This is a genomic window from Anaerobacillus sp. ABD4_527 (assembly GCF_056160805.1).
In genome coordinates, this window is record NZ_JBSWXZ010000002.1 from 719958 (window position 1) to 735584 (window position 15627).

Sequence of the window (15627 nt, forward strand, 5' to 3'; positions counted from 1 at the left end):
ATGCCAACAGTAGGGCTAGTAAGACACGGCGTAACAGAATGGAATACGTTAGGAAAAGCGCAGGGACATGCGAATGTGCCTTTGAACGAAGAAGGAAGAAAGCAGGCGTTAGCGCTCGCTGAGAGACTCTCACAGGAAGAACCATGGGATGTTATCATCACGAGTGACCTTATGAGGGCAAAGGAAACGGCGCAGATAATCGCTTCGAAGCTGAACAAGCCACTGATCGAGCAAGAGTGGATTAGAGAAATAAATTGTGGTGATATCGAAGGAACGACTGAGGATGAAAGAGTGGAAAAATGGGGTGAGAATTGGCGTGATCAAGACCTCGGGATGGAAGAGCGATCAGATGTAGCAATCAGAGGGAACGCATTTTTAGAAGAGGTAGCGAAGGATCATCAGGGAAAAAGAGTTCTCGTCGTGAGCCACGGGGCTTGGATCGGAATCACGCTCGAACATTTATTTCCTGAAGAGTACACTCATGCGTTAATCGACAACACGTCACTTTCAATCATTGAAAGAGCAGGTCAAGGTTGGCACAACTCACTATTCAATTGCATCAAGCACTTATCATAGTGGTTAGTTTGGGAGGGGTGTTTTTGAGAAAAATTCTTTCTAGTAAGTGGTTCGGCTATCCATTTATTTTATTTCTACTATTCGGAGATTATGGCAGTCGGTCTATTTCTTCAATTTTTGAACATGTAGGAAAAGCTGTAGTTATTGCGGTAATTGTATCCCTTATGGCTTATTCGATCCAAAATCGTTCCATCATTAAAATGTTTGCGAGAAAGCAAGAGTGACCGTTTAAAATGAGGTGATCTATATGTTCACAACAGATATTTCTGAGTGGAAAAATAATCCAAAGGATATGCCTTGTTAACGATGGCGGCATCTGTTTTTGCCTTTAGCGTCGTTTTTTGCATAGTGGAGTGAAAAAATGGTGAAACGCATTGAGAATAAACATTTGCCTTATTATATAGCAACTACTAAATTAAAACCATCCAAAACAATCGTCTTGTATCACGGATGGGGGAGCAAGGTGGAAGGCTTGCTGGATGTAGCAGAAACCCTTTCTGAGGAAGGCTTTTCAGTCGTCATGCCAGAGCTGATCTACCACGATTCTCGAGGCCCCTTTGCCAATCATTTTCAACCGGACATTATGCAGTCGTACTTTTGGAAAACGATCTTCCATAGCATTGACGAATTTCCAAAGCTTCTTCAGTCAATCGATGAGAAAAGGGAAGACGTCGTTCTCCTCGGAAGCTCGATGGGTGGCTTTATTGTGAATGGGATTGCGAGTAAGCACTCGGTAGGAGGACTCATAAGTGTGAATGGCTCAGGTTCATTCGTACGGTCTGAAACCATATTCCGGAAGCGTGATGGCCGAGGGGAGATCCCGAATAACCTTTTGAAAGTATTGAAACATTATGATCCGATTGAGCAAGGGTGTACCTTAACGCCAACTCTACTTCTTCATGGTGAATGTGATGAGATCGTTCCAATATGTGGGCAGGAAGATTACTTTCGAAAAGTGGTGGAAGAGAATAGAAGTCATGCGGAATTCCGTCGTTATCCTGATGTTGGACATGAATTCACAGATGAAATGGTACACGATGTGCTAGCGTGGTTACATAAGGTTTAAATTGGTTTAAGGAACTCCTTAAAGGGGTTCCTTTTTATGCATAAAAACTTTCAATGCGATCAATGCCTTTGGACAACCCATTCTCTATCCGTTCATCGCTATTTTGTGGATGAGTGTCCTTGGGCTCGTGTTCGCATTTATGACGATTAACGTCATGCAGAAAAAGCAAATTGCATAGTTAAATAGGAGCAATTTAGGAAAAGAGCAAATCAAATAAAGGATTCGCTCTTTTCTTGTCTAATCCTTTAAGTGAGCAACGTCCTCGTAGTAAGAAAGTCTTAAATAAACTAGAGGGGTGATGTATTGAAAAGTGAAATGAATCGGTTGTTTGAGGACAAACGGTGCGTTCATGTGCTCTACGCCTACCAGGGAAGATCGAATTATGTTAAACAGGTGCTCGATTTTATCAAAGATGGTATCGAAGCGGGTGAACATGTGATCCTGATTGAAAATGAACCTGTTTATCGTCTCATCGAGAAAGAACTTTCCAGACTGTTAACGGAAGAAGACAGATCATACGTCCACCGGATCAACAACTTTGATTTTTACTTTTCAAGCGGCAGCTATCATCCTCCAGCAATTGAAGAGCACTTTCAAAAATCCGTAGAACCTTTTGTGGAGAATAATGTTTCGTTCAGGTCGTGGGCGCACGTTGAGTGGGCATCGATGGAAGAACCGCTGCATTTAATAGAAGATTTCGAGAGAATCGTGGATCGCGCTGTGCATCAATACTCGTTTCCGCTCATCTGTGCATATGAAGATGAACGGATGCCAGATTATCTCATCGATATTCTAATGGAAACTCACCCGTACGTGCTGATGGAAGAAGAATTTATAACGTCGAAGCAATATCAGGTATAACACTTGGCTGCTTGAAGCAACTTCCGTGTTAATAAGGAAAACGAATGATATAATGTTTCACACTGTGAAAGACTATGAAGAGCTCAGGCTCTTTTTTTATTTGTAACATGACTACATAATGAGAAAGGTGAGGAAAAAATGAAAGCTGTTCAAGTAACAGGGTACGGTGATGTTGATAAGCTACAGATTGCGGAGGTACCGATCCCAGAACCAAAGGATCATGAAGTGTTAGTAAAAGTAAAAGCTTGCGCGATCAACAATACAGAGATCTGGATGCGAGAAGGTGCATATGGAACGGGATCAAAGTCCGGCTGGCGTCCTGAAGGGGTACAATTCCCACGTACGCCAGGATCCGATATTACGGGTCAGGTTGTAAAAGTTGGAGCGAGTGTCGATGGTGCGATGAAAGGTAGGAATGTCGTTCTCTTTCCTTTCACTTCGAGTGGGGAAGAAGGAGCGGAACATATTTCTGAAGACATGTCTTTCATCGGTTCGGAATACGATGGTGGCTATGCCGAATACGTTGTGTGGCCCGCAGACCTTTGTTTTGATATGCCGCTATCAAACTATATTGAAAGTGCTGTGTTCTCCGTAAGTGGGATGACGGCGTGGCACATGGTGGAACAAATCCAACCGAAGCCTGGAGAGACGATCATGGTTACAGGTGCGAACGGTGGAGTAGGATCCTTAAATGTACAGATTGCAGCGAACGTTTTTGGTGCAAAAGTCGTTGCGATCGTCGGTGACCTCCAACTAGAAGAACGCATGAAGGAGCTTGGAGCGACCCACGTGCTTTCTTATAAGTCTGAAACCCTTGCACAAGACATACTCGATGCGAATGGCGGCCCGATCGACGCTGTTCTAGACGTTGTTGGAGACGCGCTCTTCGCAACGTCGCTACAAGTGTTGAAAAAAGGCGGAAAGTTTTGTACGTCAGGTTCTGCTGGTGGACAGAAGACTGAGCTTGATTTTCGTACGCTCTATTTAAAACACATTACGCTTTACGGATCCGTACTTGGAACGCGTGCTGAGTTTGAGAAGATGTTAACTGCCATTTCAGAAGGAAAGGTCCAGCCTGTCATCGATCGTACGTTTCCACTTGATGCAGCGAGAGAAGCACAGACGTACTTTAAGAATGCTGGTAAGTTAGGAAAAATCGTTTTACTGCCAGAGGAATGATCCTTATTTCGACCCGTCCGAATAGGCGGGTCTTTTTTTAGCACTTTTTTTATACAGAAGCTACCCAACGTCTTCCGCCCACATACACTGCTGTATGAATAAGAAAAGGTGGGCGAGAGGATGGCGACTGAATTAACCGGACGGGTCGTGTTACCTGGTGATCCAGCGTATGACAAAGCAAGGGAAAACCTGAACCTGTATCAATCGAAATTTCCTGGTGCAATCGTATTTTGTCAGGAGGAAAAGGATGTCTTACATGCCTTAACATTTGCTCGTGAAAAAGGGCTTCCTTTTCGAGTAAGGAGCGGAAGACATAGCTATCAAAACTTTTCGAACCTAGATGGTGGATTAGTGATCGACATAAGTGAGTTGAACGAGATATCGGTGTCTGTGCCTACCAAGACAGCGAAGGTATGTGCTGGAGCGGATTTAGGAAAAGTGTACAACACGCTATGGAAATATGGGCTGGCACTACCTGGTGGAACAGAGTTTAGTGTAGGTGTTTCTGGATTAACGCTAGGAGGCGGGATTGGGTATTTGTCGAGAGAGTATGGATTGACGTGTGACCATGTAGAGCGTATTAGAATGGTGGTGCCAAAGGGCGAGAAAGGTGCTGAAATCATTGAGGCAACAAGAGATCAGCATAGCGATTTGTTTTGGGCTTGCTGCGGTGGAGGCGGCGGGAGTTTTGGTATTGTCACATCGTTTACTTTTCGAACCCACCCGATCGACAACGTCTCCGTTTTCAAAATCGAGTGGGAGTTCGATCAGCTCGAAGACGTATTCGAAACATGGCAAAACTGGGCTCCGACCACTGATCATAAGTTAACCTCGACGCTAGAACTTCATGCGAAAAGTAAGAATATCATTCGCTCTGAAGGTCAGTTCTTAGGGTCCAAGAAACGGTTGATCGAGCTGATCAAACCACTGCTAAAGGACAATAAGCCAAGTAAAGTCCAGGTTGGTTCCCTTCCTTTTAATAAGGCGTTCAATTATTTTAACGACCCTGCAGGAAATAAGCAGTCATTCTTCAAAAGGTCTGGCTCTTTCGTGTATAAGCCTATTCCGGAGCGGGGCATTTCGATTATGAAACGATTCCTCGAACATGCGCCGAATGAGGATGCGGTGATTTGGCAGCAGTCACTAGGTGGTGCTGTTTCTGATATCCCTCCTGCTGACTCGGCATTTTACCACCGAGATGCGATTATTGCACAAGAATATAACACAACGTGGACGAAAAAAGAAGAAGCAAGGGATAACGTCCAATGGGTAGTCGCGTTAAGGAAGCAAATGAGACGGTATACGGAAGGTGACTATGTGAACTGGCCAGATGAAACGATTCGAGATTGGCAGCGGGCTTACTACGGGGAAAACGTTCACCGCTTACGAAAGATCAAGACAGAAGTGGATCCGTTTAACGTGTTTCGCTTTCAACAAAGCATCCCTCCATATTAAAAGTACTCTCGTTTGAGAGTGCTTTTTTATTAACCATTGTGGTTCCTTAGTCATTTTGAAATAATTGGTTTGGTAAAGTAGACAGTCTGCGGCGGCATCAAGCAAAGGGGGAGTTAAGATGTTAACTACGGAAGAAGACTTGCTGACTAGTGTCAAAAGAGATTATAAGATGATGGAAATTTTGAAAGCGGCAAAATCACTTAACCTTCCAGATTGGTGGGTATGTGCTGGGTTTGTGCGTTCGAAGATCTGGGATGTTCAGCACGGCTATGAAGAAGCCACGAAGCTACCGGATGTGGACGTCATTTATTTTGACAAGTTTCATATTGACGAGGGTGAAGAAGTAATGCTAGAGAAACAGCTTTACGAGATCGTTAAAGACGTGCCTTGGTCGGTGAAAAACCAGGCAAGAATGCACGTGTTAAACGACGTGGCACCCTATCGTTCCTCAATTGATGCCATCTCAAAGTTTCCTGAGACAGCCACTTCGCTTGGGTTAAAACTTGATGAAGAAGACTGCTTAGTCATTGCTGCCCCTCACGGATTAGATGATGTCCTTCACATGAAACTGCGTCCAACCCCAGCTTTCTTAAATAACGAGCGTAGTTGGATTTATGAAGAACGCCTTCGTAAGAAAAATTGGATTTCTAAATGGCCTCTGCTAGACGTTACTTATGGAAAAACTTAAATTCCCTGTTATGAAGACTCCTTCTTGTGGAATATAGTAAAAGCTATTACTTTTACGTAGAGGAGTTTTGACGATGTGGCTAAAACATAATTTTTTTAAATATATGACTGGTGCGATACTTGTACTTATCTTATTCTTTTTTCTTGCTGAATTAGAGTTTGTGAAGCCGGTCATCACAATCATCAGCACGCTTTTTTACCCAGTGCTGATCGCAGGATTTTTCTATTACATTCTTAAACCGGTCGTTCGACTCGTTCGAAAAATCCCGTTCGTTCCGAATCTTGCGGCGATCTTGCTCGTCTTTGCATCGATCGGTGGACTCTTATACATAGGGTTTAAGTTATTAGCTCAAACAATTGCGGATCAAGCGAAAAGTATTATGAAAGACCTGCCTAAAAAGCTAGAGAATTCAGCTGGTGAGGCTCAAAAAGCGATTGAGAAAAACGATATGGGCATGGTGTCAGTTGGGAATCTGAGACATAAAGCAACAAGTTTTCTTGGAGACATTACACAAAATTTTGGAGATAACATCACCCAAATTGTTTCTACCCTTACAGGTGCGACAACAGTGCTGATCGTCGTACCTTTCGTTCTCTTTTATTTTCTAAAAGATGATCACAAGCTGATCCCTTACTTGTTGAAGTTCGTTCCTGGCCATCATCAAGAAGAAGGGAAGAAGATTTTACAGAACATCGATGATACGGTGGCAGCTTACATTACAGGTCAAGTTATCGTGGCAGTCGTCGATGGTGTTCTTATGTATATCGCCTATTTAATACTAGGCCTTCCTTATGCGCTGATTCTCGGAATGTTCGTTACCCTTACAGCAGTCGTGCCGTTCTTCGGGCCGATCATCGGGGTTATCCCGGCACTTGTCATCGCTCTAACGCAAGACCCAATGATGGCTTTTTCAGTGCTCGTGGCACTCGTCATCGTGCAGCAGCTTGAAGGGAACTTAGTCGCACCGCTCGTATTAGGCAGCAGGCTGAACATCCATCCACTAACGATCATCCTACTGTTGATCGTTGCGGGAGCGCTGTATGGATTTATCGGAATGCTGATTGCGATTCCGTTTTATTCTGTTTTAAAAGTAATCATCAAAAACATATATGAGTTGTATCGTCTGAGGCAGATGCGAGAGATTAGTGAGTGATGAAGATCGGTGTAGTGCATAGCGCTATACCGATCTTTTTATTTATCGTTAAACTAGAACTTAAGGTGATCGTTCACCTTGAGTTTATACTCTGATATAGCTCCTGCAGGAAGTTCAAGAACTGAACGTGCTCCTTTAACTGGCATGGTAAGACGCCATGGCGTTAAATTGGGTATGAGTTTAATGACTTTATTCTCGCTGTTAAGAAAAACAGCATCGATGGAAAAGGTCATGAAGCACATATGGATGGCGTTACACGGTGTGATCAGCAGACCTTCTAAGTCGAGAGGTTTTTTACGAAACATCAAACCTCTAAACCGTGTTCCGAATGAGTCAGCGAACGTAATCGTATGAGGGAGTGTTCTATATATCATACATTTGGAGAGTTCTCTCATGTTCTTCATACCTCCTGAAGATCGTGTTAAATCTACTATATAACAAGGTGTAAGCATTCACAACGGTTTGTAACGACTTTCTATTATTCTCAAACATTTACAATTAAAATTAAAAAATAGGTTTACAAATTCGTTATTGAGAACTACAATAAAAGTACAGATAGTTCTTTAAAAAGAACAAAAACTCAGAATCGAACACTATAATGAACGATCGTAAACGGATACTGACGTTCACTAGTAAAAGGGGGTTTGAAATGAGGATAGCGTAACTGCTTCGTCGTGCTATGTTATTACTTTCTTTCAAGGTCTCTAAAGCATACTTACTGAAATTCAATTCATTTGTAGACATACGTATCTCACAAAATAAAACAACCAAATAGGGAGGAAATCAAATGTTAAAGAAGATGGCAGCGTTCGTTAGAGAAGAAGAAGGTCAAGGGATGGCCGAGTATGGGTTGATTCTTGCAGGGGTAGCGATCGTAGCGGTTGGCGCGTTTACAGCACTTGGTGACCAAGTTGAAGTCTTGATTAAAAAAGTTACAACGGCACTTAAATAAATTTGATCGAGTTTCACTAGCCCCACTCTAAACAAGTGGGGCTAAATTTAAAAGGAGAGATATATCGATGATCTCTAGTATCTTGGTGGTCACCTTGTTTCTATCTTTATATACAGATATACGAAGTCGGAAAATCTTAAACATCGTAACGTTTCCAGCTATGCTGTTAGGATTGATCTACTACACGATTACAGGAGGATTTGAAGGTTTCCTCTTCAGCGGAGCAGGTCTATTAGTTGGTTTCCTTCTTCTCATCATCCCGTATTTGCTAGGAGGCATGGGTGCTGGTGATGTAAAGTTACTTGCCGCTGTGGGTGCTCTTACTGGTGTCACCTTTGTTTTACATTCCTTCTTTTTTACTGCATTAGCAGGTGGGTGCATTGGACTTATTTTACTTGTAAAAAGACTCGAATTCAAAAAGCTCTCCCCTCTATACTTATTCTCGTTTGTCTTTTTGTTAAAAAACATAACGGCTGTTCAGAACGACAAACCAAAAATCACCTTTCCATATGGAGTAGCCATTACAGTTGGGACGCTGTGTGCGTCTTTCGTAGGAGGGATGATGTGAAATCTGAAAAAGGTCAATCGATGGTTGAATTTGCATTGGTTCTTCCTGTGCTAATCGTATTATTGTTTGGCATCGTTGATTTTGGGCGAATCTTCCATGCGTACCTCACCATCGATCATGCGAGTCGAGAAGCTGCGCGGTCGGCAAGCGTTGGAGAAGACGATGCGACGATTCGGGCAGTAGCAGTTGATAATGCAACAAGTATTAATCTTTCTGGCTCTCAAGTATCGATCTCTCCTGGTGGAAAGAAAACATCAGGCAGCGAAGTTAGGATCACCATCAGTCACAACATTGATTTCCTCACTCCTGTGGTCGCCTCATTAACTGGTCCGATCGATCTGACGAGTACAACGGCGATGAGGGTGGAGTGATGAAAAGAATAATTAAGCTACTTTTAAATGAAAGCGGCGGTACGATGGCAATGGTTGCGGTCAGTATCACAGTATTGCTCGGTGCAGCGGCGATGGTGGTGGACGTAGGACGCCTCTATCATGAAAAGAGTACATTGCAGAACGCTGTTGATGCAGCTGCCCTAGCAGGAGCTCAAGAGCTACTTACGAGTAGAAGTAAGGCCACACTCGTAGCTGGGAGCTATGCTTATAAAAATGGATATCCAGTTACTTACTGTGATATATGGACGGGAGCTGACACGATTCACGTTTCTCAGGCTACGAAAGTCCAAATGACGTTTGCGAAGGTGCTCGGTATCAAAGATGCTAAAGTGAGTGCCTCTGCAAGAGCAAAAGTTGGACCTGTTTGGCCAACAAAGGGGATCACGCCCATTGCACTAGAGTATACAGAAGTACCCCATCAGACGGAGTTGAAATGTAGCAATCCGGGTGAAAAAAACGGAAACTGTGGTTATCTTGATATTGGCAGCAATGGTGCGAAAGGTCTCGCGAACAACATTATAAACGGTGTAGAGATACCAAAAGGTACTAAAACTGTCCAAACGGAACCTGGACAAAAGTGGGGTCCGGTTAAGAGTGCGTTTCAGACGCTAATCGATAACGACGCAGGCAAAGCTCATTGTCAGAGTGCGACATCAGCAGATGCATCGTGCGATCGGATGATTATTCTCCCATTAATCAAGTCATGGGACGGTGTGAATGGGAAATCGACGGTAGAAATTGTAGGATTTGCTTCTTACTGGGTCGACCGGGTCGACGAACCAAAGCGTATCGTTGGAAAGTTCAAGAAGATGATCACATCTGGGGAAATCGATGGGTCACAAACTGGGAACGTTTACGGCGTGAAACTAATTAATTAAAGACAGGAAAAGGTAAGGAGGAGCATATGAAAACGAAGCGAATCTGGATGTGGTCTCTAGTCTTCGGAGTGATCGCAACGTGTATCGTCTACGTAGCAATTTTCTCAAATATAGGGATCGTTGCCTCAACGGGGTCTGACTCAGATGTGGAAGAGATGCCTGAGGTTGTTGAGGTTGCAGAAGCTGCCCCGACGGTCATTGATAGGGAAATGAGCAATGAAATGCTCGAGGTCAGTGAAGGTAAGCGGGCCATTTCGATAAAAGTCACGCTTGAACAAGGTGTATCGGGTTATGTTGTACCAGGATCATTCGTAGATGTTGTTGCGTTTGAGACATCTGTGAACGAAGAAAAGAAAGAAGAGCTTCGATCAGCAAAGGTTGTTCTCCAAAATGTTAAAGTCCTAGGCTCCGGAAAAGCTTCAGATGCTGGGGAAGAATCCCTTCTTTATGAAACCGTCACATTAGAAGTAGATGCAAAGCAAGGTGTTCAAATAAGTTTAGCTTCAACGGATGCGAACGGTTTCTACTTAATGCTACGAAATGAGAATGATAAGGCGATCGAGAAGGCTGAACTGAAAGAAACAAGACAGGTTGTTGAAGGAGTTGTTGCGAAATGAGTGTAGAGTGGTACTTTTATTGCGACTCTAACGGTCGAGCAGAAAAAATTGAGACGTTCCTTTTGAAAAGAGGACAACATTTAACATGTTTTCAAACTCTTACAGATCTTCAGTCACGACTTGAGGATGCCTCTAATGCTACTCTCTTTTTACAGCCAAACAATGTTTACAATGTTTATGAACTTAGCGAAGAAATTTCAGTTAAGCACCCTCATATCTACATCATTATCATCTCTGAAGATACGAGTGAAAATACGAAGAAAGCGATGCATTCTGGTGCATCGAACTTATTGACACTTCCGATTAAAACAGAAGAGCTCGTCGATGTTGTGACACAGGCTCACCGTTACATGAATTATCGCGCTGAACAGCAAGGAGTGAAAGAGAATCATGAACCAAAGAACGACAGTCGTGTGATTTCCGTTTGCAGCCCTCGCGGTGGAATCGGGCGAACGGTTACTACCGTGAATTTAGCTGCGAGCTTCGCTAGAGAAGGAAAGATGGTCGCTGTACTCGACACAAACATTCAATTCGGAGACGTCACGATGTACTTCGATGTGAAGCCGAAAAATACGATTTATGAATGGGTGAAGGAAGGTTACGACAAAGGGAGATTTTCTGTCACGCATTATTTAACAAAACACGATTCTGGTGTTGCGATTCTAGCTCCACCACCTCGACCAGAGTTTTTTGAGATCATTACCGAGCATCACATCGAGATGGCGATTACAGAACTTAGGAAAGACTACGATGTGATTTTAGTCGATACAACTTCTTCGATTTCAGAAATTCATCTGAAAAGCCTCGTTCTTTCTGATGATATCTTATTGATGATGACGAGTGATATACCTGCTGTGCGTAATACGAAGCTCTACATGGAAACGCTTGAACCACTGAAGTTAGTCGAGAAGGTAAGCGTTATTTTGAACAGGGATTCTAGAAAAACGACCATCGACCAAAAGCGTTTAGAAGAGATTCTTCAAAAACCGATCATCTCCATGCTTCCAGATCAACCAGGACCTGTTGCGACTTCTATAAACGAAGGGTATCCGCTCGTATTAAAAGATGCGAAAAACGCTCTATCAAAAGCGATCTTTTCACTTTCAAAGCAACTGTTGCCGGAAGAAGAGGAGTCCGTTCAATCTGGATTAAAATCGATCAAGTCTATGCGCTGGCCTCTATTGAGTAGGTAAGGGAGGGAATGGAGTGTCTCTTTTTAAACGATATGTAGATGTTCAACCTGTGGAAGGTGTCGAAGGAAAGCCACAAGCTCCTGTTAAGACGAATGAATACATCGTGATGGAATCGAAACTACAAAACTATTTGTTAGAAGAATTAAAGAAAAAGCAGTTTGATCGAGATGAAGAAACGAGAAAAATTCGTGAACTAGGTAAAGCGTTCATTGATAAAGAAGGTGAGCGGTTAACGTTCGAAGAGAAGAAGAGTCTTCTTGGAACGGTCGAGCATGAGCTTTTAGGGTATGGACCCATCACGCCGCTACTAGAAGATTCTACGGTTTCTGAAATCATGGTCAATGGTCCATTCGATATTTATTACGAACATCAAGGGAAAATCTTGAAAAGTGATTCATCGTTTCGAGATGATGCACATGTTGAGCGTGTAATCGAGCGGATCGTATCACCCCTTGGGCGTCGAATCGATGAGAGTTCGCCCATGGTAGATGCTAGATTGCCAGATGGCTCTCGTGTTAACGCGGTTATTCCTCCTCTAGCGTTAAGAGGTCCGTCATTAACCATTCGAAAATTCTCAGCGACTCCTTTCCAAATCTATGATTTGATCGATTACAATACGCTAAGCACTGAGATGGCAGATTTTCTAAGTATGTGCGTTAAATCGAGGTTGAACATCTTCATTAGTGGGGGAACAGGTTCGGGGAAGACGTCCTCATTGAACGTATTATCATCGTTTATTCCAAACGATGAGCGAATCGTGACGATCGAAGATGCTGCCGAACTTCAGCTTTCACAGGACCACATCGTCGCACTCGAAGCACGCCCTTCCAATATAGAAGGAACAGGAGCGATCACCATACGTGACCTCGTTAGAAATGCACTTCGTATGCGTCCAGATCGAATCGTCGTAGGGGAGGTTCGTGGTGCAGAAGCGCTCGATATGCTGCAGGCGATGAACACTGGTCACGATGGAAGCTTAAGTTCAGGACACGCCAATTCTCCTCGTGATATGCTGTCTCGTCTTGAAACGATGGTATTGATGGCAGGATTCGATCTACCGCTTCGTGCGATTCGTGAGCAGATTGCAAATGCCCTCGACCTTATCGTACACCAAGTTCGTTTGAAGGATGGCTCAAGAAAGATGGTAAAGATCACTGAGGTTCTTGGTATGGAAGGAGAGACGATCGTACTTCAAGATCTATTCGTTTTTAAAGAAGAAGGTCGTAATAGCAAAGGTAAGATTGAGGGCCGTTTCGTACCGACTGGGGTAAGACCAGGATTTGCCGAAGTGCTGGAACAAAATGAATTTACGATTCCATCTTCATGGTTCAAAGAGGAGTGGTGAAATGAATGAGATCGTTCTACTGATACTAATTTTTTTGGCTTTCTCTTTGACATTTTTCTTCATAACGATGAATTGGAAGAAAAGGAAGAAGGCAAATTCGAGAATCAAAGAGTTTGTGCCAGCTGGTCAGTCGATCGTTGAGAAGAAGAGCGAAGATAAGAAGGAAATACTGAAACCACTGATCATTAAACTTTCTAACCTTTTTCATGGAATGAAGTTTAGCAAGGTTACGGAAATAAAGCTTCAGCAGGCAGGAAGTACATTAAAGGTCGAGGAGTTTTTTGTCATACGACTTCTGGTTGCTGCTGCAACTCCTATCGCGCTTTTTCTTCTCACGGTTCCGTGGTACTTCTGTCTTTTAGCGATCGCAATCGGATATATTCTGCCTGAACGATATATGGTCAATAAAGCAAGAAAACGAAACAAACAGCTATCTTACCAGCTAGTAGAAGCCTTAGCAACAATGTCGAACTCTCTTAGAGCGGGATTTAGCTTTGTTCAAACGATGAAATTGATCGGAAAAGAAATGCCAGATCCGATCGGTCCTGAGTTCGAGCGTGCGGTTAGGGAAATTGGAATGGGGATTCCGATGGAAGAAGTGTTTGAAAGTCTGATCGCTCGGGTTCCAAATAAAGAGCTTGAAGTTGTCATCCAAGCGATTTTAGCACAGCGTAAGAGCGGAGGAAATCTAGCAAAGCTCATGGATAACATGGAGGAAACCGTTCGAGGAAGAATCCGGATACTAGAAGAGCTCAATACATTAACCGCACAAGGGAAACTCTCATCGTGGGTCATTACAGCACTACCGATCGTTTTAACGTTGTATCTTTATTTTGTAAGCCCTGACTACTTTCAACCGATGATCGATTATCCAATAGGGTGGGTATTGCTTGGTATAGGTTCGATTTCCTTAATTCTAGGGTGGTTCATCATTCAAAAGATCGTACGAATCGAGGTGTAGCATATGATCAGCATGTTGTTTGTGATCTCTTCCGTCGTTTTCTTCATGCTCTTATTCACTGCAGTGTTTTCTACAATTTATCAAAGAGACATTGCGATCGAATCCCGTGCAGATGTCTATTTTGGTAAATCTGAAGGTGGTGAGAAACGGACCAAAAAGGCATCGAATGTAATTACTCAAACGCTATTCCGTAAATTGTGGAATATAAGTGTTAAGCGTCTTGGAAGGCTGCTTGAGAGAAAGGATCATCGAAAGCTAGAGCTGATGATTCGGGAAAGTGGCTATGAAAAACTATCACCTATCGAATTCCGATTGATTCAAATTCTTGCGTGTGTAACAGGAGGGTTTCTTACGCTATTGTTGATCGGCCCTACCTCTGATGGTGGCATATCTATGCTATTCCTTGCGATTGCAGTATCATTCGTGTTTTATCGCTATCCTATCTTCTATATAGCTAAGAAGAGAACGCAACGTATAAAGGTGATCAACAGAGAACTCTCTGACTTTTTCGATATGGTGAGCTTGTTACTTGAAGCTGGTGTTGGTCTAGAAGGAGCGATCACGGATGTATGTGACCGTATGAAAGGACCATTATCTTCTGAATTTAAGAAGACGTTAGATGAAATGAAGCGAGGAAAATCCAGGCGTGAGGCATTCTACGATATGAAAAAAAGAGTTCCTTCAGATAGTTTTCGCAGTGTGATGACGTCGATTATCCAAGCGGATCATCTAGGTGTGGGAATGACTAGAGTTATCGTGAGTTTAACGACGAGATTAAGAGAGCAAAGACGTGAGGTCGCAAGGGAACAAGCGATGAAAGCACCGGTAAAGATGCTAATCCCGATGATTTTATTTATCTTCCCTCCGATCTTTATCGTCATCTTAGGTCCCCTAGTTGTTAAGGTATTCATGGAAGGATTGGGGTAAGAATTGTGGAGAGAGAACATACATAGAAAAAACCAGTATCGTCTGCATAGATACTGGTTTTTTCTATTGATGAAGTCTTCTCAGTCCATGTAAATCGATAATGCCAAACCCGATTTTTGAGAACAGGGGCAGGATGATAAAGGAAAGGGCACTGACCATTTCCTGGGTTATATTTAAGCCAGTGGAACCAAGCAGCCATGCTGTTGGATAGAGCACCCAGAAGGATGTTAAATAAAGAGCGGTAATGTTGTAATGGCGGTAAAGTCGCTTTCCACCAGCTCGCGCTATTTTTCGTAAAGGCATCCATAGGATGAATAAGACGATGACGAGTGCAATGATTCCGAACGTATACCAGATGTATTTCGTTCTTTCTGGAGAAAAGTCAGCGATCAGCCCGGTTAAAATCATAAACACGTCGGCAGAAACTAAGCCGATGAGAAGCCCTTTGTTTTTCTTTCTCTCATAAAACATAGCGGTCAAGGCGAGTGATAATAGGAGCAGCGGTGTCGTGACAACCCAGTCAAGGTAACGTGCGAAATAGATCGTTCGATCAGCACGTTCAACAACGCCTTGTCCTAAAGCAATCGAAAGGTAAGCTGTCCCAGACCAGGCGGTGATGATGATTGGGATGACGTATTCATAAAGTGGCACGTTCTTTGGTTTCCTACTTAGGATGAAGAAGTAGATAGCGGCAGCGATCATTAAAATAAAATAGATGATGTGTAATGTGATATCCAAATTTGACATTGCTTTCTCCCCTATACGTAATCTTAGTGGTATCCAGTATAGACAAAACTCAGTTCTATTAATCCTATT

At 43.1% G+C, this 15627-nt stretch carries 19 protein-coding genes; 17 read left to right on the forward strand and 2 right to left on the reverse strand.

Annotation, left to right across the window (positions count from 1 at the left end):
* From ACXAHI_RS15940 to ACXAHI_RS15975, 8 genes are all read left to right on the forward strand, one after another.
* Positions 1-576 (forward strand): histidine phosphatase family protein, encoded by a 576-nt coding sequence (locus ACXAHI_RS15940; RefSeq protein ID WP_474849505.1) that lies wholly within the window; start codon positions 1-3, stop codon positions 574-576.
* Between the two features lie 23 nt (positions 577-599).
* The gene (locus ACXAHI_RS15945) at positions 600-800 is read left to right on the forward strand and encodes a hypothetical protein (protein ID WP_474849507.1); all 201 of its coding nucleotides are present in this window, start codon (positions 600-602) and stop codon (positions 798-800) included.
* Positions 801-937: 137 nt separating this feature from the next.
* Positions 938-1642: an alpha/beta hydrolase family protein gene (locus tag ACXAHI_RS15950; protein WP_474849509.1), complete on the forward strand. Its 705-nt coding sequence runs from the start codon at positions 938-940 to the stop codon at positions 1640-1642.
* Positions 1643-1945: 303 nt separating this feature from the next.
* The gene (locus ACXAHI_RS15955) at positions 1946-2503 is read left to right on the forward strand and encodes an MEDS domain-containing protein (protein WP_474849511.1); all 558 of its coding nucleotides are present in this window, start codon (positions 1946-1948) and stop codon (positions 2501-2503) included.
* A gap of 138 nt (positions 2504-2641) precedes the next feature.
* On the forward strand, positions 2642-3682 hold the full coding sequence (locus ACXAHI_RS15960; protein WP_474849513.1) for a zinc-binding dehydrogenase: 1041 nt from the start codon (positions 2642-2644) through the stop codon (positions 3680-3682).
* A 120-nt stretch (positions 3683-3802) separates the two neighbouring features.
* Positions 3803-5137 (forward strand): FAD-binding oxidoreductase, encoded by a 1335-nt coding sequence (locus ACXAHI_RS15965; protein ID WP_474849515.1) that lies wholly within the window; start codon positions 3803-3805, stop codon positions 5135-5137.
* A gap of 118 nt (positions 5138-5255) precedes the next feature.
* The gene (locus ACXAHI_RS15970) at positions 5256-5825 is read left to right on the forward strand and encodes a nucleotidyltransferase family protein (RefSeq protein WP_474849517.1); all 570 of its coding nucleotides are present in this window, start codon (positions 5256-5258) and stop codon (positions 5823-5825) included.
* A 73-nt stretch (positions 5826-5898) separates the two neighbouring features.
* Positions 5899-6978 carry an AI-2E family transporter gene (locus tag ACXAHI_RS15975; protein WP_474849519.1) on the forward strand — a complete coding sequence of 360 codons (1080 nt, stop codon included), beginning with the start codon at positions 5899-5901 and terminating at the stop codon, positions 6976-6978.
* Between the two features lie 53 nt (positions 6979-7031).
* On the opposite strand, the gene ACXAHI_RS15980 is transcribed toward ACXAHI_RS15975, so the two are convergent.
* On the reverse strand, positions 7032-7430 hold the full coding sequence (locus tag ACXAHI_RS15980; protein ID WP_474849521.1) for a DUF192 domain-containing protein: 399 nt from the start codon (positions 7428-7430) through the stop codon (positions 7032-7034).
* A gap of 335 nt (positions 7431-7765) precedes the next feature.
* On the opposite strand from ACXAHI_RS15980, the gene ACXAHI_RS15985 reads away from it, so the two are divergent.
* From ACXAHI_RS15985 to ACXAHI_RS16025, 9 genes are all read left to right on the forward strand, one after another.
* The gene (locus ACXAHI_RS15985) at positions 7766-7930 is read left to right on the forward strand and encodes a Flp family type IVb pilin (protein WP_474849523.1); all 165 of its coding nucleotides are present in this window, start codon (positions 7766-7768) and stop codon (positions 7928-7930) included.
* A 67-nt stretch (positions 7931-7997) separates the two neighbouring features.
* Complete coding sequence (locus ACXAHI_RS15990; protein WP_474849525.1) at positions 7998-8498, forward strand: A24 family peptidase; 501 nt, start codon at positions 7998-8000, stop codon at positions 8496-8498.
* Positions 8495-8869: a TadE family protein gene (locus tag ACXAHI_RS15995; RefSeq protein ID WP_474849527.1), complete on the forward strand. Its 375-nt coding sequence runs from the start codon at positions 8495-8497 to the stop codon at positions 8867-8869. Before ACXAHI_RS15990 ends, ACXAHI_RS15995 begins: the two co-directional genes overlap by 4 nt.
* Positions 8869-9768 (forward strand): pilus assembly protein TadG-related protein, encoded by a 900-nt coding sequence (locus ACXAHI_RS16000; RefSeq protein WP_474849529.1) that lies wholly within the window; start codon positions 8869-8871, stop codon positions 9766-9768. Before ACXAHI_RS15995 ends, ACXAHI_RS16000 begins: the two co-directional genes overlap by 1 nt.
* A 26-nt stretch (positions 9769-9794) precedes the next feature.
* Positions 9795-10385, forward strand: coding sequence for a Flp pilus assembly protein CpaB (gene cpaB / locus ACXAHI_RS16005; protein WP_474849531.1), 591 nt, complete (start codon positions 9795-9797; stop codon positions 10383-10385).
* Positions 10382-11578, forward strand: a complete 1197-nt coding sequence (locus ACXAHI_RS16010; RefSeq protein ID WP_474849533.1) for an AAA family ATPase — start codon at positions 10382-10384, stop codon at positions 11576-11578. The genes cpaB and ACXAHI_RS16010 overlap by 4 nt, the downstream gene beginning before the upstream one ends.
* Before the next feature lie 13 nt (positions 11579-11591).
* Positions 11592-12923 carry a CpaF family protein gene (locus ACXAHI_RS16015; RefSeq protein ID WP_474849535.1) on the forward strand — a complete coding sequence of 444 codons (1332 nt, stop codon included), beginning with the start codon at positions 11592-11594 and terminating at the stop codon, positions 12921-12923.
* 1 nt (position 12924) lies between these two features.
* Positions 12925-13884, forward strand: coding sequence for a type II secretion system F family protein (locus ACXAHI_RS16020; RefSeq protein ID WP_474849538.1), 960 nt, complete (start codon positions 12925-12927; stop codon positions 13882-13884).
* A 3-nt stretch (positions 13885-13887) separates the two neighbouring features.
* Positions 13888-14811, forward strand: coding sequence for a type II secretion system F family protein (locus tag ACXAHI_RS16025; protein WP_474849540.1), 924 nt, complete (start codon positions 13888-13890; stop codon positions 14809-14811).
* Positions 14812-14874: 63 nt separating this feature from the next.
* Here ACXAHI_RS16025 and ACXAHI_RS16030 read toward each other — a convergent pair whose 3' ends face one another.
* Positions 14875-15558 (reverse strand): bacteriorhodopsin, encoded by a 684-nt coding sequence (locus tag ACXAHI_RS16030; protein WP_474849542.1) that lies wholly within the window; start codon positions 15556-15558, stop codon positions 14875-14877.
* Positions 15559-15627 lie beyond the last annotated feature (69 nt).

What these genes read in the sequence shown, in the direction of transcription:
- ACXAHI_RS15940 (WP_474849505.1), top strand. Translation starts at nt 1, where the DNA reads ATGCCAACAGTAGGGCTAGTAAGACACGGCGTAACAGAATGGAATACG.
- ACXAHI_RS15950 (WP_474849509.1), top strand. Translation starts at nt 938, where the DNA reads ATGGTGAAACGCATTGAGAATAAACATTTGCCTTATTATATAGCAACT.
- ACXAHI_RS15960 (WP_474849513.1), top strand. Translation starts at nt 2,642, where the DNA reads ATGAAAGCTGTTCAAGTAACAGGGTACGGTGATGTTGATAAGCTACAG.
- ACXAHI_RS15965 (WP_474849515.1), top strand. Translation starts at nt 3,803, where the DNA reads ATGGCGACTGAATTAACCGGACGGGTCGTGTTACCTGGTGATCCAGCG.
- ACXAHI_RS15970 (WP_474849517.1), top strand. Translation starts at nt 5,256, where the DNA reads ATGTTAACTACGGAAGAAGACTTGCTGACTAGTGTCAAAAGAGATTAT.
- ACXAHI_RS15975 (WP_474849519.1), top strand. Translation starts at nt 5,899, where the DNA reads ATGTGGCTAAAACATAATTTTTTTAAATATATGACTGGTGCGATACTT.
- ACXAHI_RS15980 (WP_474849521.1), bottom strand. Translation starts at nt 7,430, where the DNA reads ATGCTTACACCTTGTTATATAGTAGATTTAACACGATCTTCAGGAGGT.
- ACXAHI_RS15985 (WP_474849523.1), top strand. Translation starts at nt 7,766, where the DNA reads ATGTTAAAGAAGATGGCAGCGTTCGTTAGAGAAGAAGAAGGTCAAGGG.
- ACXAHI_RS15990 (WP_474849525.1), top strand. Translation starts at nt 7,998, where the DNA reads ATGATCTCTAGTATCTTGGTGGTCACCTTGTTTCTATCTTTATATACA.
- ACXAHI_RS16000 (WP_474849529.1), top strand. Translation starts at nt 8,869, where the DNA reads ATGAAAAGAATAATTAAGCTACTTTTAAATGAAAGCGGCGGTACGATG.
- cpaB (WP_474849531.1), top strand. Translation starts at nt 9,795, where the DNA reads ATGAAAACGAAGCGAATCTGGATGTGGTCTCTAGTCTTCGGAGTGATC.
- ACXAHI_RS16010 (WP_474849533.1), top strand. Translation starts at nt 10,382, where the DNA reads ATGAGTGTAGAGTGGTACTTTTATTGCGACTCTAACGGTCGAGCAGAA.
- ACXAHI_RS16020 (WP_474849538.1), top strand. Translation starts at nt 12,925, where the DNA reads ATGAATGAGATCGTTCTACTGATACTAATTTTTTTGGCTTTCTCTTTG.
- ACXAHI_RS16025 (WP_474849540.1), top strand. Translation starts at nt 13,888, where the DNA reads ATGATCAGCATGTTGTTTGTGATCTCTTCCGTCGTTTTCTTCATGCTC.
- ACXAHI_RS16030 (WP_474849542.1), bottom strand. Translation starts at nt 15,558, where the DNA reads ATGTCAAATTTGGATATCACATTACACATCATCTATTTTATTTTAATG.